At 58.2% G+C, this 22,542-nt stretch carries 19 protein-coding genes; 9 read left to right on the top strand and 10 right to left on the bottom strand.

Annotation, left to right across the window (positions count from 1 at the left end; genetic code table 11):
• Positions 1–14 precede the first annotated feature (14 nt).
• Genes FHT69_RS31570 through traI form a run of 9 tightly spaced genes read right to left on the bottom strand, consistent with a single transcriptional unit; the run spans position 15 to position 7,575 of the window.
• Positions 15–677 carry a conjugal transfer protein TrbF gene (locus FHT69_RS31570; protein ID WP_113334000.1) on the bottom strand — a complete coding sequence of 221 codons (663 nt, stop codon included), beginning with the start codon at positions 675–677 and terminating at the stop codon, positions 15–17.
• Positions 678–701: 24 nt separating this feature from the next.
• Positions 702–1,880 (bottom strand): P-type conjugative transfer protein TrbL, encoded by a 1,179-nt coding sequence (gene trbL / locus FHT69_RS31565; RefSeq protein ID WP_183845385.1) that lies wholly within the window; start codon positions 1,878–1,880, stop codon positions 702–704.
• Between the two features lie 4 nt (positions 1,881–1,884).
• Positions 1,885–2,061 (bottom strand): entry exclusion protein TrbK, encoded by a 177-nt coding sequence (gene trbK / locus FHT69_RS31560; protein ID WP_113334002.1) that lies wholly within the window; start codon positions 2,059–2,061, stop codon positions 1,885–1,887.
• On the bottom strand, positions 2,055–2,858 hold the full coding sequence (gene trbJ, locus FHT69_RS31555) for a P-type conjugative transfer protein TrbJ (RefSeq protein WP_183845386.1): 804 nt from the start codon (positions 2,856–2,858) through the stop codon (positions 2,055–2,057). Before trbJ ends, trbK begins: the two co-directional genes overlap by 7 nt.
• Entirely contained in the window at positions 2,830–5,286 is a 2,457-nt protein-coding gene (locus tag FHT69_RS31550; protein ID WP_183845387.1) for a conjugal transfer protein TrbE, read from the bottom strand. The genes trbJ and FHT69_RS31550 overlap by 29 nt, the downstream gene beginning before the upstream one ends.
• Positions 5,287–5,295: 9 nt before the next feature.
• Positions 5,296–5,595, bottom strand: a complete 300-nt coding sequence (locus FHT69_RS31545) for a conjugal transfer protein TrbD (RefSeq protein ID WP_183845388.1) — start codon at positions 5,593–5,595, stop codon at positions 5,296–5,298.
• Positions 5,588–5,971: a TrbC/VirB2 family protein gene (locus tag FHT69_RS31540; protein WP_183845389.1), complete on the bottom strand. Its 384-nt coding sequence runs from the start codon at positions 5,969–5,971 to the stop codon at positions 5,588–5,590. The genes FHT69_RS31545 and FHT69_RS31540 overlap by 8 nt, the downstream gene beginning before the upstream one ends.
• A complete protein-coding gene (gene trbB / locus FHT69_RS31535) occupies positions 5,961–6,938 on the bottom strand; it encodes a P-type conjugative transfer ATPase TrbB (RefSeq protein ID WP_183845390.1) in 978 nt (325 codons plus the stop codon). The genes FHT69_RS31540 and trbB overlap by 11 nt, the downstream gene beginning before the upstream one ends.
• A gap of 10 nt (positions 6,939–6,948) precedes the next feature.
• Positions 6,949–7,575, bottom strand: a complete 627-nt coding sequence (gene traI / locus FHT69_RS31530; RefSeq protein ID WP_183845391.1) for an acyl-homoserine-lactone synthase TraI — start codon at positions 7,573–7,575, stop codon at positions 6,949–6,951.
• A 389-nt stretch (positions 7,576–7,964) separates the two neighbouring features.
• On the opposite strand from traI, the gene repA reads away from it, so the two are divergent.
• From repA to FHT69_RS31510, 4 genes are all read left to right on the top strand, one after another.
• Positions 7,965–9,155, top strand: a complete 1,191-nt coding sequence (gene repA, locus FHT69_RS31525; protein WP_183845392.1) for a plasmid partitioning protein RepA — start codon at positions 7,965–7,967, stop codon at positions 9,153–9,155.
• An 84-nt stretch (positions 9,156–9,239) separates the two neighbouring features.
• Positions 9,240–10,235: a plasmid partitioning protein RepB gene (repB, locus tag FHT69_RS31520; protein ID WP_183845393.1), complete on the top strand. Its 996-nt coding sequence runs from the start codon at positions 9,240–9,242 to the stop codon at positions 10,233–10,235.
• A gap of 156 nt (positions 10,236–10,391) precedes the next feature.
• A complete protein-coding gene (repC, locus tag FHT69_RS31515) occupies positions 10,392–11,636 on the top strand; it encodes a plasmid replication protein RepC (protein WP_183845394.1) in 1,245 nt (414 codons plus the stop codon).
• Between the two features lie 302 nt (positions 11,637–11,938).
• A complete protein-coding gene (locus FHT69_RS31510; RefSeq protein ID WP_183845395.1) occupies positions 11,939–13,114 on the top strand; it encodes a hypothetical protein in 1,176 nt (391 codons plus the stop codon).
• A gap of 23 nt (positions 13,115–13,137) precedes the next feature.
• Here FHT69_RS31510 and FHT69_RS31505 read toward each other — a convergent pair whose 3' ends face one another.
• Positions 13,138–14,055, bottom strand: coding sequence for a recombinase family protein (locus FHT69_RS31505; protein WP_183845396.1), 918 nt, complete (start codon positions 14,053–14,055; stop codon positions 13,138–13,140).
• Between the two features lie 521 nt (positions 14,056–14,576).
• Here FHT69_RS31505 and FHT69_RS31500 point away from each other — a divergent pair.
• The 5 genes from FHT69_RS31500 to FHT69_RS31480 all read left to right on the top strand — a co-directional run bounded on the left by FHT69_RS31500 (position 14,577) and on the right by FHT69_RS31480 (position 22,496).
• Positions 14,577–15,713, top strand: a complete 1,137-nt coding sequence (locus tag FHT69_RS31500; protein WP_183845397.1) for an RHE_PE00001 family protein — start codon at positions 14,577–14,579, stop codon at positions 15,711–15,713.
• A gap of 151 nt (positions 15,714–15,864) precedes the next feature.
• Positions 15,865–17,832, top strand: a complete 1,968-nt coding sequence (locus FHT69_RS31495) for an ATP-binding protein (protein ID WP_183845398.1) — start codon at positions 15,865–15,867, stop codon at positions 17,830–17,832.
• 194 nt (positions 17,833–18,026) lie between these two features.
• Positions 18,027–18,680, top strand: coding sequence for a hypothetical protein (locus tag FHT69_RS31490; RefSeq protein WP_183845399.1), 654 nt, complete (start codon positions 18,027–18,029; stop codon positions 18,678–18,680).
• A 3-nt stretch (positions 18,681–18,683) separates the two neighbouring features.
• Entirely contained in the window at positions 18,684–20,393 is a 1,710-nt protein-coding gene (locus FHT69_RS31485) for an ATP-binding protein (RefSeq protein ID WP_183845400.1), read from the top strand.
• A 69-nt stretch (positions 20,394–20,462) separates the two neighbouring features.
• The gene (locus tag FHT69_RS31480) at positions 20,463–22,496 is read left to right on the top strand and encodes a Druantia anti-phage system protein DruA (RefSeq protein ID WP_312865389.1); all 2,034 of its coding nucleotides are present in this window, start codon (positions 20,463–20,465) and stop codon (positions 22,494–22,496) included.
• Positions 22,497–22,542: the final 46 nt, after the last annotated feature.

Here is a 22,542-nt window from a genome sequence, read left to right as displayed (position 1 = left end):
AGAAACCCCTGCCCTTAAAGCTGTGCTGTCCAGTCGAAATCCCGGACATACAGACCGATGGGATTGAACCGGATGGTCGCCTCGTCCTGCGGTGCGGTAATCGTCACCGTTGCGATCCCGCGAAACCGGCGAGTGCCGATTTCCTTGCCCTTGCGATCGCGTTCGTATTCGGTCCAGTCGATCTGATAAGTCTGGTTTGAGAGCGCGACGATGTTGTTGACCTCGATCGCAACGGTCGAGGACTTCGCCTTTTCAAATGGCGAGTTACCGCGGAACCAGGCGTTGATCTTCTCTGTCGAGGGGTCCGATGTCCGAAGAAGTGCGTAGGTTCGATCGATATATTGCTTTTGCACGACGGCATCCGGCGTGATCGAACGGAAGCTGGTGACGAAATTGCCGAGCGTGGCGCGCACCACCCGAACGTCGGCATATTCGATCTGCTGAGGATAGCCGGCGGTCACCGCGGTCCCGAGTTTATCGACCTCGACAATATAGGGAACCAGCTTTACCTGGGTGCTGAGATACATCGCGTACCCGAAGCCGATCACCGCCATAGTCAGGCCGAGGATGCCGACGATGCGCCATCCCGCGGCCGCCTGCACATAGGAGCCGTATCGCTCGTTCCATTCCTGGCGCGCGGCAAGATAGGGGTTTTCGGGGGCGCGGTTCGCTGCCATCGATCGATCACTTTCTGATTACTGTTAGTCTTTGCGTTCGGGAGGCGGTTTTGGTCCGCTGTGCCCACTGCGCGCCTGATCAAGCTTGGAATTGGCAAGACCGAGGATCGACCCGGCGTAGGCGCCGGGAGAGCCGATCGCCTTCTCCTTGGCAGCCGAGCCCGCCGCTTTTCCTGCTGACCCGATCCCTGCACCAAATCCTCGAAGCATGGCACCTGCAACGGATGACCCCGCGGCCCGCGCGGTTTGGGCCGCCGCAAATCCCGCACCGGCAGCGCCAGCCGCGAGGAACCCTGCTCCCGTCGCAAACGATGCGGCCTGACCACCATGCCTGATCGCCTCCATCCCGCCCGAGACGGACGCCCCCTGAACAACACCCTGCATGATGTTCGGAACGTAGATGGCGATAATGAAGACCACAACGGCGATACCGGCGATCGCAAGGGCAGTCTGGAACTGGTCTCCAATGTCAGGTTGGTTTGCAAGTCCTATGAGAACTTCTGATCCGATACGAGAAATCATGACGAGCGCCATGAGTTTCATCCCCACCGAAAAGGCATAAATCAGATATCGGATCGCGAAGTCCTTCGTGTAGGACGAGCCGCCAAGCCCCAGCATGATCATTCCGGCGAGCAGGCCGATATACATTTCGACCATGACGGAAACGAAGATCGCAGCAACGAGTGAGAACGAAATGACCACGACGACCATGGCAAAAGCGGCCGAGATCGCCAACGCATTGTCCTCGAAAAGACCGAACTGAATCTTTCCGGACATCTTTGTTGCAACCGCGAGTCCGGCATTGAAAACGTCGGCCGGCGAGGCAGTTCCCCCACCGGCGCCAATCTGAAACAGACTATCGACCACCGCCTTCGCGAAGGTAGGGCCTTGTGCCAACACGAAGGCGAAGAAACCAACGAACATGATCCGGCGGACAAGCTCGGCGAACCAACTGTCGAGCGATGCGGCCTGAATTGCCAGCCAGACGGCGGCGATGCCGATCTCGATCGTCGCCAGGATCCAGAACAGGGATTTGGCCGCATCCATGACGGTCGTTTCCCACCCCTTTGCAGCCGTCGTGATCTGGCTCTGCAATGATGTCAGCACCGAACCTTCCTGGGCAAGCGCCGGCTGGGCTGCCAGCACGCAGAGGGTCGTAAGTAGCATCGCTCCCCTGAGCCGCTGAAATGATATCACCGTCATCTGCTCACCACTCGACCTTCATCTTTTCGCCGCCAGAGGTCGGATACTTCGTGGAGGTGCCGAAGAACTGTTCATGGCGCTGCTGTGCAGCCAGCTTTTCGGAGATGAGGAACCAGATGCCGGCACTGCCGGCCGCCACGAACGCTGCGATCGCGAGGAGGATCAATTTCGTTCTCACCATTCCACCTTCATCTTTTCGCCGCCTGACGTGGAAGGCGCAGTCCCGCTGAAGAATTTCTCGCGCCGCGCCTGGGCAAGATCCTTGTCGGTTTGCTCGGTCTGCAGCCAGGTTCCCATCATCGTCATCTGTTGGGAGACAAGGCCGCGAAGTTTCTGCATCTGCGCGACTTGTTGCGCAGCGATTTCGTGTCCGACCTGCAGAGCTTTCATCTGCCCGTCGGCGGTCTCGGACATCGACCGCAGTGAGGACATCGTGCCCTCCTCGCTATCGAACTGCTCGGACGTCAGGCTTGCCGCCTTCAGTGTGCTGGCGATCGTGTCCCGGTTGGTGTCCGACCAGGACTGATATGTCGTCGAAAAAGAAGCATTGTCTGGCAGGTTGGTTTTGAGGCTTGAGTAGCTTTGGAAGCGCTGCTGCAGCACGTCATCGGCATTGCCCATGGAAAACGAGATGCTCTGGCCCTGGTCGACGATGCTGCGCAACCGATTGAGGTCGCTTTCGACCTGCCCCCACATGTGCGACGGAAGGGTAGCGGTGTTCTGCAGCAGGTTCTGGTAGATATTCAGCTGCGTTTCGATCTGTTGCGCGAGCTGGCTGATCTGGGTGAGTTGGTTCTGGATTTGCTCGCCGGATTGGCCAACAAGCGATACGAGCTCGCCATTGTTGAGGACCTGCGTCCATTCTGTCGCCGCCCCGGTGGCCGTGCCGGCGTCCGCGGGCATGACAGCGCCGATCGTCAAGACGACCGCCGCCATACCAGCGACCAATCTATTCGAAGTTGAGCAGCGATGCGGCATCGTGAACTCCTCTCATTTCAAGCCAAAGATGCGGCCAGTCGCGGCCATGTTCGGAACTGAGCGTGCGGATACGCTTCAAATCTTCCTTGCCGGAGGCGCCGACGAAGCTGAGCGCCACGGGGCCGAGTGCCATATCGAACAGCCGCCGGCCCTCAGGCGTGACGACGTAATATTCCCGCTTGGGGATTGCATTCGAAACGATCTCGATCTGCCGCTCGTTGAAGCCGATCCGTTCGTAGAACTCGCGGGTTCCGGGTTCCCGGGCGGCGCCATTCGGGAGGCAGATTTTCGTCGGGCAGGATTCCTTCAGCACGTCGATAATTCCGGAGCGCTCGGCGTCTGAGATGGATTGCGTGGCAAGCACGACGGCGCAGTTGGCCTTGCGCAGCACCTTCAGCCATTCGCGGATCTTGCTGCGAAACACCGGATGTCCCAGCATCAGCCAGGCTTCGTCGAGAACGATCAGGCTCGGGGAACCGTCGAGTCGTTTTTCGATGCGCCGAAACAGGTAGGTAAGCACCGGCACAAGATTGCGCTCGCCCATGTTCATCAGGTGCTCGATCTCGAAAGTCTGGAGCGCGCCGAGCGACAGGCCGTCCTGTTCCGCGTCGAGAAGCTGACCCATCGGGCCGTCGACCGTGTAGTGATGAAGCGCGTCCTTGATCTCGCGCATCTGCACGCCACTGACGAAGTCCGATAGCGACCGTCCGGCTGCGCTGGCCATCAATCCGATCTGGCGCGAGATCGCGTTGCGATGATCGGGGGTGATGGTAACACCCTGCAGGGCGACCAGCATTTCTATCCATTCGGTAGCCCATGCCCGATCTGCATCGCTGGTGAGGTCCGATAACGGGCAGAAGGCTAGCGCCTTTACCTCCTCTTGAGCGTCGCCACCGATCTCATAGTGATCGCCGCCTGCGGCGAGCGTGAGCGGCAGGAGCGAGTTCCCCTTGTCGAAGGCGAAGATCTGGGCCCGTTCGTAGCGTCGGAACTGCGCGGCGATCAGCGCCAGCAGCGTCGACTTGCCCGAGCCGGTTGGCCCAAAAATCAGCGTGTGACCGACATCGTCGACATGCAAATTCAGCCGGAACGGGGTTGAACCGCTCGCCACCTGCATTAGCGGTGGCGAATTCGGCGGATAGAATGGGCATGGGGCGACCGGGTTGCCCGACCAGACCGAGTTGAGCGGGATGAGATCGGCAAGATTGCTGGTGTTGATCAGCGGTTCGCGGATGTTGCAGTACCAGTTGCCCGGGAGGCTGCCGAGAAAAGCGTCGGTCGCGTTGAGCGTTTCGATCCGCGCCCCGAAGCCTTCCGCCTGGATCAGCCGGCGGATGGCCTCTGCCTTTTCCTGCAGTGCTTCTCGATCGTGATCGAAGAGAACGATGACGGGCGTGTAGTAGCCGTAGGCGACCAACTGCGACGAAGCCTGCGCGATGGCGTCTTCGGTCTCGGCCACCATGGTCATGGCATCCTGGTCGACCGAACGGCTTTGCGTCTGAAAGAGCTGGTCGAAGAATGGCCGCACCTTTTGCTGCCATTTCTTGCGGGTACGCTCCAGTTTCTGTCTGGCCTCCTGTGCGTCGAGGAAAATGAAGCGCGAAGACCAGCGATAGGTGAGCGGCATGAGATCGAGGCTGTTCAGGATCCCCGGCCAGCTCTCAGCCGGCAGGCCGTCGATCGCGACGACGCCGAGGAAGCGGCTTTCAACCTTTGGGGTCAGGCCATGCTCGAGCTCAGCCGTCGCGATCCAATCGAGGTACATGGGCGCTTCCGGGAGGCGGACCGGATGATTCTCGCCAGTGATGCAGAATCGAACGAATTGCAGCAGTTCGTCGTAACGTGCGACCCGCTCCCCTCCCCTCTCTAAGACCTCCCGCGTTTCCATCCGCCTGATCGAAAGCGTGTTGCCAAGGTACTGCTCGATCTCGCGGACCGCGTTCCTGAAGATGAAGAGCACCGTATCGGCATAGGTCTTCTTACGGCTCTCCTCGTCCGAGTAGATGTATTTGCTGAGCGCCGTTTTCTTGGACTCGAGCGGCCGATAAGTGAGGACGAGCGCGTGCTTGCTTTCGAAATGCCCCTGCTCGCGCGCGAAATGTGCCCGTCGCTCGGCGTCGATCGCACGCGTAATCGGATCGGGGAAATGGCATCGATCATCCGACGGATAGTCGAATGTCGGAATGCGTACCGCCTCGACCTGGATCATCCAGCCGCTCCCGAGCCGCGACAGGATTGTATTGATCTGCCGCGACAGGTCGTTGCGCTCCCAGTCGGTCGCGCTTTCGGAATCCGGCCCGGCAAAGTACCAGCCGGCCGTCAGGCTTCCGTCTTTCAGCAGAAGGATGCCATTGTCCACCAGACCGGCATAGGGGACGAGATCCGCAAAGGATGGGCCGGTAGCCCGGAAACGTTTGAGAGCGACCATCTCTCCTCCTTAATTCCGGCGCCACGGCGAGGAGGTCGCCCTGTAGTAATGCCGGTATGAGATATGGCGGACGTAGACCTGTCGCATCAGCGGGTCTGCCTTTGCCATCATTCTCAAAAGCTCGACGATGACGATCCAGACGGCAACGCCGAAGAGGGCGGAATATGCCGTCAGCACCACGAAAATCAGAATGACGGCAGCAAGCCCGGTGAGCAGCACCAGTTCCCGGTCCGCACCCATCAGAAGGTTCGGGCGCGACAGGGCACGGTGAATGCGGTTGCGTTGCAGTCCGGATAAGGACTCAGCCATTATCCCCCTCCCCTTCTCCGCTTGGATCGATGGAGGTGGCTCGCACGTCGGAGAGCCCGATCGAGGCGCCGGTGGCGCCGAAAAGACCGACGATGTTGGTCGCGCCGAGCAGAATGCCGGCGACGAGCACGACGTAGACGAGCCGCCGAGCGAAATCGTTGAGTTCGCCCCCAAATATCAGCATGCCGCCGGCGATCGCCACTGCCGCAAGCGCAATGGCGCCGGCGACTGGTCCGGTAATCGATTCCTGGATTTGTTGCAGCGGACCTTCCCACGGGAGGCCGCCGCCGGAACTCGCGAGAGCCGGGGCCACTGACGTTAAGATGATGGGCGCTGCAAGGAGTGCTGCGGCGATAACAGCGTTTTTACGCGACATGGCGCGCCTCCTGTTCTTCCGTGAGCTCATCGGATTCTATTTCGTATTCGCCGTGGGCGTAGCGCTCGACCTGGATGACGTCGCGAACGCGCCGACCCCTTGCCGTTCGCTCGATCGAGATGATGAGATCGACCGCTTCTCCAATCACATCTTGCATCGGCTGCTGGCTGGCCTCAGCAGTCAGTTGCTCGAGACGACGAAGCGCCGACATGGCGGTGTTCGAGTGAATTGTGGCAACGCCCCCCGGATGGCCAGTATTCCAGGCCTTGAGCAGCGTAAGCGCAGCGCCGTCACGGACCTCGCCCACGACGATGCGGTCGGGACGCAAGCGCATCGTGCTTTTCAACAGCCGCGCCATATCGACAGTATCGCTTGTGTGGAGAAGGACGGCGTTCTCGGCTGTGCACTGGATCTCGGCTGTGTCCTCGAGGATGACGAGGCGGTCGTCAGGCGCCGACTTGACGATTTCGTTGATGACGGCGTTCGCGAGCGTCGTCTTGCCGGAGCCGGTCCCGCCGGAGATGATGATGTTGAGCCGGGACGAAATTGCGCTGCGGATCGTCAACGCTTGCTGTTCGCTCATCACGCCGGAACGCACATAATCCTCAAGTGGGATCAAGCGCGAGGCGCGACGGCGAATGGTGAAAGCCGGCTTCGAGACGACGGGCGGCAAAAGACCCTCGAAGCGATGGCCTCCGATCGGCAACTCGCCTGAGACGATCGGCTGCTCGGTATCGACCTCGGATTGGAGCGCATGCGCCACCGCTCCAATCACCATTTCCGCCGCTGCAGACGACATTTCTCCTGCAGGTGCCACGCCATGGCCAAGCCTTTCGATGAATAGTTTGCCGTCTGGATTGAGCATGATTTCGACCACGGTCGAATCATCGAGAGCGACGCAGAGCTGATCGCCGAGCGCCTCCTGAAGCTTGCGGACAAGTCGAGGATGAGAGCGAAGCTGGTTCACGGCTTTCTCCTTAAGCTGCCTGGCCCAGAGGGCCGGTGATTTGAGATCGATAGCTGGACGGGCGCAGCCTCTGAAACGCTTCCGTGTTCGCCTGTAGGACTCCAGCGACAGCTATGGTCACTCCGATACGGCTCGGCTCGCCAATGCGCCGAAGCGGCCAGCCGACACGGCTGAGAATGCGTTCGAACCGCAGGTCGGTCACGGTAACGATCTCGGTGATGGCGTTCACGAGGCACCACTCGATGATGCCCGCAAACATGGTCAGCGTTACCTCATGCACCGAGCCCGATCCCCTGCCCTCCTCAAGGGTGGTATCAACGCAGAAGCGGGAGCTCTCGATCATTGCGGGATGGGCGTTCAGTCCGCCCTTCGGTAGAAGCGATGGAAAGACGTTCGTCACCATCGTCGGGCCAGTGGCCGGCAGGAGCCGTGCGCAACCACTCACATCGCCGGCGTTGGAGACGGCCAGCACGTAGGTTGGACCAATAGTGTCGAACCCATCCGATTCCTGGCCGTCTACAACCTCGACCTCCCAGCCCAGCCGCTCCGCGAAAACGCGAGCGCGTAGCTGGTGATGTTGCTGGATGAGTCGAGCTTCGTGAACATTCCGCGGTTTGGTGAGCGCGAAAACCTGCATGAATTTCTCCGTCGTCGTTGATTGGCGGAGAAGTCAGCATGGAACGGAATCGAGCGGTAGTTGGAGGATCCTGCAATGTTTGGCGAGTGAGTCGCACCGCGGTTATCGCCGAGTTTAGGGAGATCAGGTCATTTCACGCCCAACGCGGCCAGATCGGTTTGCAGGATTCACAGATAAACAGATCGAGAACGCAGCAGAACCTCTGGCTTGTTAACTCTCGATTATTAAAGAAAAATCGAGCGGGATAGCATTTTCCCGCGCGATGGCGTTAACCTCTTGTTAATCTTAAATGTCTTGCGGCTCGGAGGGAATCGGGAGATAGTTTCGCAAATGATGGCATTCCAGCCATTTTTTCGAAAGTGAAGACCTCCGGGGAAATAGTTCGCGAAATGACCAGTATGTTGCCCAACAGATTTGATATTGAGATCGCCCAACAAGGGGCGAAGATCTCAAGTGCGTTGCACATGTTGCGCAGCCAGCAGTATCCGCCGGACGCCCGCAAGGGACTGCGCAAGTTTCAGCTTGCGGAGGTTGCCGACTTCATGGGCGTAACCCAGACTCATCTCAGGCAGATCCATGCCGATGGCAAGGGGCCTGAAATAGAATCGGTTGGCGGACGCCGCTATTATACGGCCGATCAGATGCTTGAGCTTCGTGATTATCTTGAGGCCAACAAGAAATCCGACAAGCGGTATTACGTCCCCAGACGGCGGGAAGGCGAACCGATGCAGGTCGTCTCTGTCGTAAACTTCAAGGGCGGAAGCGGCAAGACCACCACTGCCGCACACCTTGCTCAGTATCTTGCCCTCACCGGCCATCGTGTGCTGGCGGTCGACCTTGACCCGCAGGCATCCCTGACTTCCTTGTTCGGGATACAGCCGGAGCTTGATGATACAGCGTCTCTTTATGAGGCTCTTCGCTTTGACGACGAGCGCAAGTCGATCGCCGATGTCATCCAGCAGACCAATATTCCCGGACTGGATGTCGTGCCAGCAAACCTGGTTCTTCAGGAATACGAGTATGACGTGCCGCTGGCGATATCTTCCAAGAAAGGTGAGGACGGCCGGCTGTTCTACATGCGGATCGCCAGCGCTCTGAAGCAGGTCGATGACAAGTACGACGTGGTCGTCATCGATTGCCCACCTCAGCTCGGTTATCTGACCATTACCGCGCTCATGGCGTCGACCGGGATCCTCATCACCATTCATCCTCAGATGCTGGACATCATGTCGATGAGCCAGTTTCTGATGATGCTCGGCGGGATCATGGGGCCTGTCGCCGAGGCCGGCGCCGAAATGCGTGTTCAGTGGTTCCGGTACCTCATCACGCGATTTGAACCCACGGACATCCCGCAGGCTCAGATGGTCGGGTTCATGCAGTCGATGTTTGCACAGCAGATGCTGAGAAACCACGTGCTGAAGTCCACCGCGATTTCCGATGCGTCGATTAAGAAGCAAACTCTGTATGAGGTCGAGCGGGGCGAGTTCGTCAGAGCGACCTATGACCGCGCCATCGAGAGCCTGAATGCAGCCAATGCGGAAATCGTCGAGCTTATCCACGGCGTCTGGGGGCGAAAATGAGATACTTGTCAGCCGTTTTTTTCAACGTTTTGCTGAGCGTCTTCAACAGCTTGTCGGCGTTGACAGCAGGTTCGGAGGGTGCTGATGTCCCGTGAAAATCCGTTTGCGAAGCTGGATATGGCGTCGATCGCGGCAAACCAGACCCCAACGAAACCGGGTTACGGCATGACAGGAGCTGCCAAGACGGTTGTCCGCTCCATCGAGGACATGGCCGAGAACACCAAGAAGCTTATGGAAGGCGAGGTGATCGTGGATCTTGATCCGCGATTGATCGATGTCTCTTTCGTTGCCGACCGTCTGTCTGACGATGGGGAAGAATTCCAAGAACTGCTCCAGGCGATCAAGGAATCAGGACAGACGACCCCTATCCTCGTTCGTCCCAGCTCAACAGATGCCAAACGATACATGGTTGTGTTCGGGCATCGTCGCCTGAGGGTCGCACGCGAGCTCGGAGTCCCCGTCAAGGCAATCGTGAAGAAGCTCGACGACGCGACTTCGGCGATCGTGCAGGGACAGGAGAACGCGGCCCGTTCGAACCTGTCGTTCATAGAACGTGCATACTTCGCTCAGAACCTGGTCGCGTCAGGAATGACGAAGGAAGTGGTCCGATCGTCGCTGGCCATCGACGAGGCTATGCTCTCGAAGATGCTGGCCGTTGTCGAGGCAGTGCCGGCATCAGTTATCACGGCACTGGGAGCGTCCAAGAAAATCGGGCGGGACCGGTGGCTGAGCCTTCGCCAACTCGTGCTTGCCCCTGCCCTGTCAAAGGCCGCCGTGGAGTATTCGGAATCCGCCGAACTCCACAAGCTTCCTGAAAACGAACGTTTCGATGCGCTCCATGACTACTTGAAGCGATACAAGGCGAAGTCAGCCGCGAAGAAGCCGAAGCCAGAAGTCCCTGTCCGGGACTGGACCTCGACCGATCGCGCACTGAACGTGGCGATAAATTCGAAGGCAAAGAAAGTTGCCATCGAGCTTACGAATGTTGAAGCCCGGCCTTTCGGCGAATGGCTGTCTTCTCACATGGGTCGTTTGTACGAAGAGTACAAAGGATCGAAAACTGAAACAAACGGAGACTGAACCGCAAAAGAAAAAGGCCCCCAAACGGCGAACCGTGGAAGCCTCTCTCGTCATCTCTAGCAGGATCGAGAATCGCATTTCCCGGAATCACAGTCAAGAGTCTTGGCGCCGATTTGGTGAGCGGATTTCCTTTGCCTGAAGCAAGGTGAGTGAAAAATGCAGACGGGACATGTGACGACGCCCTTTGGGCGGCGGCCGATGTCGCTTGCCCTGGTCAGAGGCCAGATGGCGATCGAAAATCCGCAGCCAGACACGCGTATCGAAAAGTGGAAAGTGTTTCGTGACGTGTGCGAGGCACGGGAACGCCTGGGAATCCAGGACCGGGCACTTGCCGTCCTTGATGCCCTCCTGACGTTTCATCCTCACGCGGAGCTCGATCCGAGCCAGGGGTTGGTCGTTTTCCCATCCAACGCCCAGTTGTCCGTGCGGGCTCACGGCATCACCGAGACGACACTGCGCCGACAACTCGCGGCACTTGTCGATGCCGGCCTTATTCTGCGGCGCGATAGCCCGAACGGTAAACGTTATGCGCACCGCAACCGCGATGGCGAGGTCGAGCAGGCCTACGGGTTTGACCTGACACCGCTGCTGGCTCGTGCCACGGAGCTCGCCCTGATGGCGCAGGACGTCGCCGCCGAACGCGCTCGTTTCCGCCGTGCAAAGGAAGCCCTCACGATCTGCCGTCGCGATGTGCGCAAGCTGGTCTCGGCTGCCGTGGAAGAGGGCGCTACAGGGAACTGGGAACGGGTGGAATCTGAGTATGTCAGTATTCTCGCCCGCCTCCCGCGCCATCCGAACCGTGCACAGGTCGAGATTACGCTCGACGAGATGGAGCTCTTGCGAGAAGAGGTTCTCAACATCCTGGAAACACAGCTGAAAACTGAAGATATGCATGGCAATGCCATTCACAATGCCTGCCACATACAGAATTCAAATACCGAATCCATAAATGAACTTGAACCTAGCTCTGGAAAAGAGCAGGGCGAAAGCTTGGCGGATGAACCTCTGACGAAGAATGGGCCGAACGGACGACCGAAGACGAAACCTGAGCCGATCAAGGCATTCCCGCTCGGAATGGTCCTTCGTGCCTGCCCGCAGATCGCTGATTACGGACCCGGCGGGCGCATTGAGCACTGGCGCGAGCTGATGAAAGCGGCCGTCGTCGTGCGATCAATGCTCGGCGTCAGCCCCTCAGCCTACGAGGAGGCCTGCAATGCCATGGGGCCGGAGAATGCGGCAGTTGCGGTGGCCTGCATTCTGGAGCGGTCGAATTTCATAACATCTGCCGGCGGATATCTGCGGGATCTGACCAGGCGCTCGGAGCGCGGGGAGTTTTCGTTGGGGCCGATGTTGATGGCACTGTTGAAGGCGAGCGGAGAGGGATCTCGAAAAGCGGGCTGACGGCAGAGAGATCCTCACGGTTGGTGGTTGGGGCCCCTTGATCTCCCGAGTGTCAAATCTTCGGGTTCCTGCGACGCCACGACCTTGTCAGCCGTTCTTTTTCGGCGTTTTCTCATAAGATACAAGGATTTATGGAGGTTGAACGGTTGAAAGGCACCCAAACAAAAACGAAGCAGATTTTGGAAATGCCACCAGTTTCATAAAGGAGATCTTTGACATTGCTCCTTATCGATATCGACAGACCGCAAGAGGCAGGGCCTCGTTTGGCAGGTCGAAGCAGCTTTGTATCGGATCGGTAAATTATGACCGTAGTAGCGTTTTTTGAAGAACTTCAGTTAGCCATCGCCGACGTGCTTATGTCAGCGGACTATTCTAATGCCCCACTGCATGTGCCGGTGCCCATATCGTTGCCGTCAACGCCAGCCGGGTATCCATTGAACATAAACGCGGTACCGGTGAGCCTTGCAAGGAAGATCTTGCGGGTGAAGAGTGACGTCTCGGATGCCGCCTTTTTGACCGCCGGAACGGTTTCACACATCAAGGACGTGGCACGCAACGCCCGACAACTCCGGGGCGGCCCACTCATGCCTTCGACTTCCTTGCCTCCGATTGATACACGAAGGGTGCAAAGCGTCCTCGAGCACGCTATGGATATCAGCGAGCAAAAGGCGCGTGGTGATTTTGAGATCATCGGTGTTTGCGACGGCGCATGGTTTAGCAGAGCGAAGAATTTTGGAACCTCCGATGAGATCCCATACTTCGGCAGGGTCACTCTTGCCGGGAGTGGAGCGCCTGCTTTGAGAGATTGGCTATTTGAACGAGGCAAACAGTACTCTGAGCTGAAGATCGGCAATGAGCCCTTCTATCACAGAAGGCACAGAACCGGTGGCTGGCTCCTCTCTCGCTTGCTTGAAGAAGACGTTCTTCCGCAGTCCCGTACTCTGAAAGCCGGAGTTGGAGGATATTACGAGCTTTATGAATATGATCCGAGTGGAATGTCGGTGGTAGACGGCGCTCTTATAGCTTTCATGAGCATTGATGAGCTTGAAAAAGGAAAACTGGTTTTCGAGCGTGTTTTCTTCCACACGTACATCGACGACTGCCTCTGCATCTTGGCTCTTAACAAGCCTAGTTCCCCGTTCTTAGCTGGGGACCGTGTTCGAATACCGCTTTCAAGTTTCTCGGTTCACGTACTGCCGACCATCGAGCGGGACTCGCCCTTGCCGCATGTTACGTCAGAGCTCTTGGTCGGTATGGTGGGAGGTGCGAACTTTTTCAGTTTAGCCCTCTCGCGAGCTCAGGGCGAAAGCTTCTATCATCAAACGAAGAGATTCATTGATACGGAGCATAAGCTTATGCGTCCTTCCGTCGCGGGCGGTTATGTTCATCTCAATCTCGACCAATCGCTCTTGAATGGGTTTATCGCCAAATTTCCAAAGCGACCGGCTCACGGGACCGATGTCGTTTATTCTAGCTGAAGCCATCACCACTAACCGTGCCCTCAATGGCGGATGAGACCAAACCGGTGGGCTTCGTCCAGCAAGTCCCGGACGGAGGATGGCTGCCACTTTTTGCCGCCGCGTGCGGGCCGTTCACCCATCTGGTCGAGTTGAGCGCCGATGTCTCGAAGAGATAGATTCGGATCGGCAATGGTGATTGCTGCTACCAGCTTCATCAGATGGTCCCCGGGCGCGCGGCGAGGGGACCGGGCCAAAAGTTCTTTTTCCGCGAGCTTTTCGCGAACCATGCGATGAACGGCTCGACGAAGGCGCTCAACGGTCCAGTCGTGGCCGCGGCGATTGAGCACCCGCACGACATTGTCCCAACTGTGTTGCGGACGGAGTTGCCGCACCATTGGCAGCCACGTCTGCGCGGACGCCACGAGCTCGTCGATATAGAGTTTTTCGCGTGCTTTTGACACTGCTTTGATTGCTTCCGGTCGTCGTTCTCGCAGGCCCGGGTTTCCAGGAAGCTTGCCTCGGGCCTTCGCCGCCTTGATGCCGGCTTTGGTGCGTTCGGCGATCAGCGCCCGCTCGAGCTGCGCGACCGCGCCAAGAACTTGTAGGGAGAACATACCCTGCGGCGTGGACGTGTCGATCGGATCGCGGATTGATCTGAAATGAACGCCGCGCTGCTCAAGATCCTCGATCACCTGCAACAGATGACTGACGGAGCGGGCGAGGCGATCCAGGCGCACAACGACAAGCACATCGCCGGCGGCGAGCTCGCCAAGCAGTCTCGTCAAAACTGGTCGCGCCCGTGAAGCGCCCGATCCGTGCTCCTGAAAAATCCGCTCGCAGCCGGCGGCGCGCAACTCGTCCATCTGCGCATCATGGAGCTGATCGTCGGTTGAGACGCGTGCATAGCCGATAAGCCGTTTGGGGGCGGGCCTTGGATTGGCGCTTGGCCGCTTTACCATGATTTTCTCGCGCGGTTTCAGATGCTTTGTACAAATAAGGAATGCGCGAGAAAATGGTCAGTTGCAAGCGTGTTTTAGGCATCGAATAGCAGGCCACCGGACTCGAAATGCCGCCGCTGACGAGCAACGGGGCGTCCGCATAGGCAAATGCTCGCCAGCGGGCTTCTATGGCGGAAATGCCGTAAAAACAGTGGGTTCGGAAATGGCTGCGAGACCGAGAGCCTGCTGAAAGGCGCGGGAGCTCAATCCTGGAAGAGAGGACGGGCCATGTGCGCCGCCGCGGGACGTCGAATTCTGTTTCGGGGAGTCCGGTCATCCCAGGCGAAATCGCCCCAGAAGCCCGGAAAACCAAGCATATCCGGTGATCCAGGACGACTGACATCGTGATGTGCGCGGCGAAATCAATTACCACCGATAAGCAGTACTTATCGGAAGTGAGACATCGTCACGGCGAGACCAACCTGTGACGGACACTAAGTGCGATATAGTGTCCGTTTAGCAAATCGTTTACAATGAATTCAATGCGTTATGATTTGTCTCAATTGCCCATTACCAGCCTCCAAAGGCGTGTTTCTGACGCGACCGCTATTCTGGTGCGTCTCGACGAGCGAGTTGCGCGATCGCCGGTCGGCGACGGCTGGATCGAGCGCGCCCATTTCGCCGACGCCTGCGCCTCGCTGTGGATCGACGGCGAACTCGTCCATCTCGAGGACCTGGTGCTGCACGACGCCCGCCTCGACGTCCGCACCCCGACCCACGAGTTAGCCATTGCCCGTGACGTTTTGAAGACGCGCCGGCGGATCGCGGCGCAGCCACCCGGCTGGGCGCTGAGCAACGAAGGCCTCCGTACGCTCCGCGGCGCTGGCGCCGAGAGCACCAGCGCTGAAGACACGATTCATGGGAACGGAGTCCATGCTCCGCCGCCGGCCACAACCTTTGCAGACGCGGTCGGGGAAGGGGAGGGGCCTGACGTTTCCGATCCCCTCGCGGCGGAGTTAGCGGCGATCGACGCGGTACTCGCCCGTTCCGACGCCGCTATTGCCGAGGCCAAGGCGCCCCGACGCGGCGGGGGAAGAGAAAAAGATCCGCTGGTCTACGATCTCGATTGGGACGAGGATGAACGCCTCGTCGAGTGGCGCGCCGTCGTCATTGAGACCGATGGCTTGCCACCGATATTGCAGGCGATCATCATCCTCGATGCCTGGAACGATCTGCAGGTGCTGCAGCACGCGCCCTGGCTCGGCCGGCTGCTCGCCGCCGAAATGCTGCGGCAGGGTGGCGTCGCGACCGGCGCCCACCTGGTGGCGATCAATGTTGGTCTGAAGACCATCGGCGTTGATCGGCGTCGGCATCGCGCACGTGACACGCGGCTGCTGGCGATCGTCAATGGCATCATTGCGGCCGCCGAGCTCGGCCTCAAGGAGCACGACCGGCTGATACTGGCGAAGCAAATGATGGAGCGGAAGCTGGCCAGCCGGCGGTCGTCGTCAAATCTGCCAGGCTTGATCGAACTGGTGATGGCGCGGCCGCTGGTCTCGGCCGGCATGGTTGCCGAGGCGCTGAAGGTGACGCCGCGGGCGGCGCTGAGGATTGTTGGTGAACTGGGGCTCAGGGAGATGACGGGGAGGGGGAGGTTTCGGGCGTGGGGGGCACTTTGAGGTGTCGAGTGTCACCGTCAACTTGATCAAATTTCTGATCGTGAAGATCTGCACTGAACTTTATTTGCTGAATTGTGGGAAAACAACGAAAAGCCTGGCCATAGTATGTTGTACCCCGCGGCCATGAGCCGTGAAACAGGAGTAGAGACATATGACCATGACCGATATGATACCGAATGATACGAGCGATCGCCTGCTAACCGAGGTCGAACGCCAACAGAAATATCTCGACCGGCTTCCGGACAACTACGCTTTTCCTCTTTTCAACGCCTCCCAAGCCTTGGAATCGCAGCGCCGTAGCGGATACCGTAACTCTGCCGCCGCAGCTCGCGAAATTGTCGATAACGCGATGGAAGCGGGTGCAACGCGAGTTGACGTTTGCTTTGAGCGTCCGAAACAGCTCAAGGCGCACCAGCGCACAGAATCGATCAATGCAATAGCCTTCATTGATAATGGATCTGGGATGATCCCACGGATGGCGCAGTACGCACTTTCCTGGGGATCTGGTACCCATTTTGATGAGCCAGACTTTATCGGCAAGTTTGGTTTCGGCCTTCCGAACGCTTCTATCAATCAGACACGGCTTGTGGAGGTCTACACCAAGGTCGCGGGCGCACCGGTTGTCACCAAAGCGTGGTTGGATGCGCGTCATGTCAAATCCCACGGACTCCAGACTATTCCCGAGCCCGTAGAGGCAGAACTTCCCAGTTTTGTACAAGTCTATCTCGACAAAAACGGTTTGGCCTTCGACCATGGTACCGTCGTACTCTGGGTCGAACCCGACCGTATCTCGTATCGTAAGCCGGCATTGATGAAGGAGCATCTCGTTGACGACTTCGGCGTCACATACCGCTATCTTCTTTCGAAAGTCAGCCTTTACGTGGATGGGGCCAAGGTCGAGCCAGTCGATCCGCTCTTCCTGACCCCGGAGGCCCGCTATTTCCGCCCTGAGGACAAGGGCGGGGCGATTATGAGCCAAGACTGGAACATTCCGGTCAAATATGCGCGGGACGAGGATGGTGTGCTATCGCTCACCAAGGTCGAAAGTATCAACGAACTCGATGCAAACGATCCGTCGCTGGAAGCCGCCGGTGCGATCTACGTTCGCGTTGCACGTTTCCCTTATGGTTTTGCCGAGCATTCAAAGGCGAAAATTGAAACCGACAGTCACCGTCGCTTCGAAATCAGGAAGAGCCGGCGCGGAATGTCGTTTGTTCGCGCGGGCCGCGAGATCGAGACTGTCGACGTTTTTCCGAAGTCGATGAAAGATCTTTCCAAGGGCCTTGGTAAATGGCCACTTCTTCAGTCCTATGCGTATCACTGGGGTGTAGAAGTCCGTTTCGATCCTCACCTGGACGAGATTTTCGGTATCACCAACGACAAACAAACCGTCCGTCCGTTGGAGGACTTGTGGCGCCTTTTCGCCGCTGAGGGTATCGATGCCGCCCTAAATCGCGAAAACAATCACCAAAGCAAGATGCGAAGTGAAGAGAAGGAACGTCAGCGCCAGCGTGAGGCCAGGAAAGCCGCGACCGCGACTGTGGCTGAGAGGGTCTCGGCTCAGGCGGATTCAATTGCCGGGCAAAAACCGCGTATTACCGAACGCGACAAAGCCAAAGTCAGGGAAGAGGCTGAGCAGGAAGCCAAACGTCGTGCAAAGATAGACCAGACGTCGATCGCTCAGGCACGTCAGGCGGTTGAAGAGGAAGCCAAGCGGCGGCCGTATGTCATCGACTTTTTCGACGAAGCCAGGGGGCCCTTTTACAAACCCCAATGGGCGAATGGGGGCCAAATCGCTGTTATGATCAATCGCCAGCACCCATTCTTTCAAGCCTTTTATGCTCCGCTCCTGGACTTGGAGGGCGGCGGTCATGCAAAGCAGGCCCTTGACGTTCTGCTAATTGCACTGGCCCGGGCGGAACTCGGCATCGAGGATGAAACCTGCGCTGCGTGGTACGAGGCACAGCGAGAGCGTGCTTGGAGCACATTCTTGTTCGATGCCTACAAGATGCTCCAGCAGACATCGGCACCGAACGACGAGGAAACGGCGGAAGGCGCCATGGAGGGTGATGTTGCGGCGGAAACCACTGAGGATGCTGAGGTGGCAGCAGCAGAATAATTGACATTGCAGGGCGCGTCTTCCGCGCCTTGCTTTCCATCTAGCTTGGCAAACGCCAAGCTGTTATCTTGATTATTAGTAAGAGTACCAGCTCGAAACCAGTGTAGGCGCGGCCATGAGCCGCCATGTCCCCCGGACGCTGCAACGGCCTTCAAGCTGAATTTTGAAGGCAACAGCAGCGAAAGGAGGACTCCGTGAAGAACGGTGTCACACAGGTAACTCTTGATGTTTTGATCGAGGCCGCACTCACAAATAAACCCTATAGTCCGCAGAGACTTAGCAACCAAGCTCGCCTTTATGCGCGGCGTCTGTCGAAATCTTACGCCAAAGATTTCCCAGACGATCTTCATGATGAAGTTTTTGGTCAGGCATTCGTCGAACTGTTCACCGTCGGCGCTGCCGGCCTTTCCAATCGCGGCGGCAAGGCGCTTTTTCGTCGTGCGGTATTGTCTGCGATCCGCGCTGTTCGCACTAGCTATGCACCTCCCGGCCGCCGCACGCGGCCGAGCGCCAAGGAGATCAGCAACACTGTCGCGGCGGAGGATGTGGGCCGCATTGCCACCAAGAGTGTAGAACATTGCACCGTTACGGGTGATAACGGCATCCCGTATGTCGATTTCGATCGGTTTAGCGATCCGTTGGCCCTAGCCAGTCAATTCAACGTGGAAGATCGGCTTGAGGTCGAGAAGATCCTGCTTCACGCTCCGGATGACGTAGGAGGTGCGCTTCGTCTCATCTATCTGGATGACAGACCCGTCAAAGCGGTGGTGGCCGATCTAGGGATGACGCGAACCACATTCGATCGACATATCGAGCGATTTTGCTCGCAGTGGCGTTTGGCGGCGTAAATCATGACCGTCCAACAGCATTCCCTACGCGGAGTGGGGTTTGGCCCACTCCTTACTGCTCAACGAGCATATGCGCAGCGCAGCGGCACAAGGTCGAAATTTGGGCTGATGGTGCCAGAGGCTTTCGTTCGTGGCATTCGCGATCTCGGTTATCGCAGCAACGGCGATGCCGTTGCCGAACTGATCGACAATTCTGTCCAGGCCTATGCCGATCGCGTTGATGTGCTTTTCGGCTACGATGGTACCTCCTCGAACAAAAAGCCCGCTCAACTCGCCATCGTAGACAACGGCCACGGAATGGAACCGGATATGATCCGGATGGCTGTGATGTGGGGCGGCACCCATCGGGAGAATGATCGGAGCGGCCTCGGCCGTTATGGATATGGTCTGCCATGCTCGTCTGTGAGCCTGGGTAGGCGCTTTACGGTTTTTTCCCAAGTCGGCGGCAGCGGCCTTTATAGTGTTTGCCTCGACCTAGACGGGATCACCGCCGGCGAATACACCGACTCCCAAGGCGAGATCGTCGTTCCAGAACCGAGACCTGCGACGCTCCCAGTGTTCGTCGCCGAACATATTGCCGAATGCTATCCAAAAGGTTGGGTATCAGGCACTGTAATTCTGATCGACAAATTGGACCGGCTGGAGTGGTCGACAACGCAAGGTCTGCGCGATAATCTCTGCCGTCAGTTCGGTGTTACCTACCACAAGCTTCGTGGCGAAGCTGCCATTTTCGTCGATGGAATTTACGTCGATCCTATCGACCCACTATTTCTGACGCCCGGTTTTCATCTTCATGATCTTGACAACGAGCGCGCGCACCCATTTGATCCTGTTCGAATAGAGGTGCGCGAGCCAGAGAGCGGAACTTATCAAGGCGCAATTGTGTTGCGCTATGCTTGGCTGCCGCCAAGTTTCGGTTCTGTCGACAAAGAACGGGATGCCGTTGGTCTCAACGCGAACGCCCGTTTTTCTATACTGAAGGAATATCATGGGCTGCTTTTCAGCCGCAATGGCCGGCTGATTGACGTTCAGACCCGAACGCCATGGACGACTTTCATCAACAACGACCGCTACATCAAGGTCGAGGTTGAGTTTTCCGCGACATTGGATGAGATGTTCGGCGTCACGACATCCAAACAGCAGGTAACCATATCCGCGTGTATCTGGGATTTGCTTCGCCAGGCCGGTCTGCCCAAGGCAATCGAGCAGCTTCGGAGCAAAGTCAAGGACGCCAAGGTCGCACGGCGTCTCGAGGCCCTGACGCCACGCGAAGGGAGGCAGCGTCTATCCGAACGCGCCATGAGTGTCGCCAGCGCCATGGCCGAACCTGGTTCGAACCCCCAATGGGATTTTGCGCTGCGGGTTTCCCCATACCGAGTCGAGTTCGAAAAGGCGCCGCGTCATCCCTTCTTCCGTGTCACTCGGCACGCTGGCGCGCGGGTTCTATACCTGAACACCGCTCACCGCTTCTACGAAGAGCTATACGATGGGCCGGTATCCACGCCCGAATTGAGGTCTTCGCTGGAAATCCTATTGTTTTCCTTGGGCGATGTTATGTTGGCCGAACCGGAAGACGCCAGGGAAAGAAGTCGCCAGCAACTTGTTTCCTGGTCGAACCGGCTTGAAGCTGCGCTAGGAATGCTCGCAACACATTTGAGAGTTGGGGAGGAGCAGGATGTGGGACAACTCGACTGGACCGATGAAACGAGCTAGCCTCAGATCGATTTTTTTGAGATAGCTAACGGGCCGCAGCAACGCGGCCTGCATGATTCTGGGGTGACAGTGAGTACCGACGACGAGCTATTTGGTCCTGGCCGATCACGGGCGTTTTCCCCCTTCCTCGCTGCAGGCGAACGCAAGCAACTTCATGACTTGCTGAACCTCGGATCCGGTATGCCGCGGAGCTTTGCCGACGAACTGCGCTCGCTCGCGCGCAGATATGTCGACGACGGCGACAGCATAAAGCTACGGGCAATTTGCCTTCTCGTCGCGGATTTGTGCGAGCAGGGTTGGCGCGTGTCGGTCGATTCCGATCGTATCACCTTCGAGCCGCCAGGAATCTCGCGGAGCGGTCACCAAAGCATCGAAGACGTTAAGGAACGGGTGCGGGGTGCGCTTCAGACAGCACGCATGCGCCAGTTGCAAGAACCGTCGGTCGTGCAGTTCCTGGGCCGGATGGAGCGCCGAGCCCACCGCGGCGGTATAAAGAGTTGCGTGGCGGATCTGATCGATGATGGCGCCGCGCTCGCGCGCGAACTCAAGGCTATCGAGAAACTTGCGGACGGCGAGCGAGAAGCCGCTTTGAAACGCATCATCGATCCAGTTGTCGAAATCGCGGAAGCCGGAGCCAAATGTCCAGATACCGGCCTGGCTCTGATCGATATCTGGCGGTATTTCCGACATACATGGGCGCACGAATACAGGGCGATACCAGGGCGACAAATGCTCGTTCTCATTCGCAATGCGGCTCGACCCCGTCGACCAATCATGGGCATAGCCATGCTTGCCAGCCCTGTCATGCGGCTCACTGCCCGGGATCAATGGATCGGATGGCTCCGCGATTCCGCCGAGGAGAGGGTACGATCGGGCATTTGGAAGCCGTCAGATTTCGCGGCTGCGCTAATCCACCGCATCGACGCGTCGATCTCTTCCGTTCGCTGGGACGACCTTGCAACCACGGAAGAAATTGCGGATCCCACCGAGACCGTTGCCCTCAGGCTTGAGCAGAGGGCGGCCGGCGCGGCGTTCGCGCGAGACCAGCAGTTGCGCGAGCATTACGAATCCCACAGGGAAGCGGGCGGGCAGGTGCGCCCACATCGCGGCACTCTCAAGAGCGCACATCCGGATTCAGATTGGCGCGCCGCCTCAGAGGACCTTCTCTTCGTCCGCAAACGCGCTGAGACGTTGGCCCAATTGCTGTTCGCCAAGGGCATGTTCCGCGGTGCGGGGCTTTCCCGGAATCCGGAGACAGCGCTCGACCAACTGTTCTCAACACGAAGCGGGCAAAAAGCGATCGACATTGCTCTGGCCGAGTTCCGCAAAGCCGGGCTCTCGAGTGAGGTGTCCGATGTCAGCATCTGCGGCGCAGTCCATCCCTATAATGAATTGCTTGGCGGAAAACTGGTAGCGCTCGTCCTGACGTCCAAGGAAATCAGAGACGCTTATCAGAGACGTTACAGCGGTCAGACCAGTGTCATCGCTTCACAAATGGCCGGCAGAGTTATTTCAAAACCGGCCGACCTGCGCATTCTTACAACGACAAGCCTCTATGGCGTTGGTTCGAGCCAGTACAATCGGCTGGCTCTTCGGGCTCAAGATCACCCAGGCTTGCCACATGACCTTAAATGGGGCGCGATCGGTAAGAGCTTGACGGGCGGATTCGGGACGTTGCATTTGGGAGGGGAAACCGCGCAGGCGCTGCGCAGCATGGCTCTCGCGCGTCACGACGCTCGTCGGGTCAACAATCGCTTCGGTGAAGGCACCAGTCCGAGGCTCCGTCAGATTCGCGAGGGGCTCGATGCTCTGGGACTGAAGAGCGATGCCATTCTTCATCACGCGACACCAAGGATTTTTTACGGCTGCGAACTCAGTCCAGGAGCCCGGTCGGCCCTGCTCGGTGTCGGGCCATCACATTTCGAAGCCCCAACCTGTGAGACGATCGGGGACGCCTGGCGTCGGCGATGGGTCAGCAAACGAGCGCTGCGTCGCGAGACGCTTGACGCATTGGCTAGTCTCGGGCCGTCAAGCGTCCGAGCCAGCCTTTACGCGGACGCGGACGGACAACTACCCCTATTTGTGGGCTTAAACACTGAATAGAGCTTTAGCCACTTGGCGCAAGGCCGAAGTACCACTATTGATTGAC

It is taken from the genome of Rhizobium sp. BK008 (assembly GCF_014197345.1).
GTDB lineage: Bacteria > Pseudomonadota > Alphaproteobacteria > Rhizobiales > Rhizobiaceae > Rhizobium > Rhizobium anhuiense.
The sequence above is the reverse complement of the archived record's forward strand: the minus strand, read 5'-3'. Positions and strand labels throughout refer to the sequence as shown.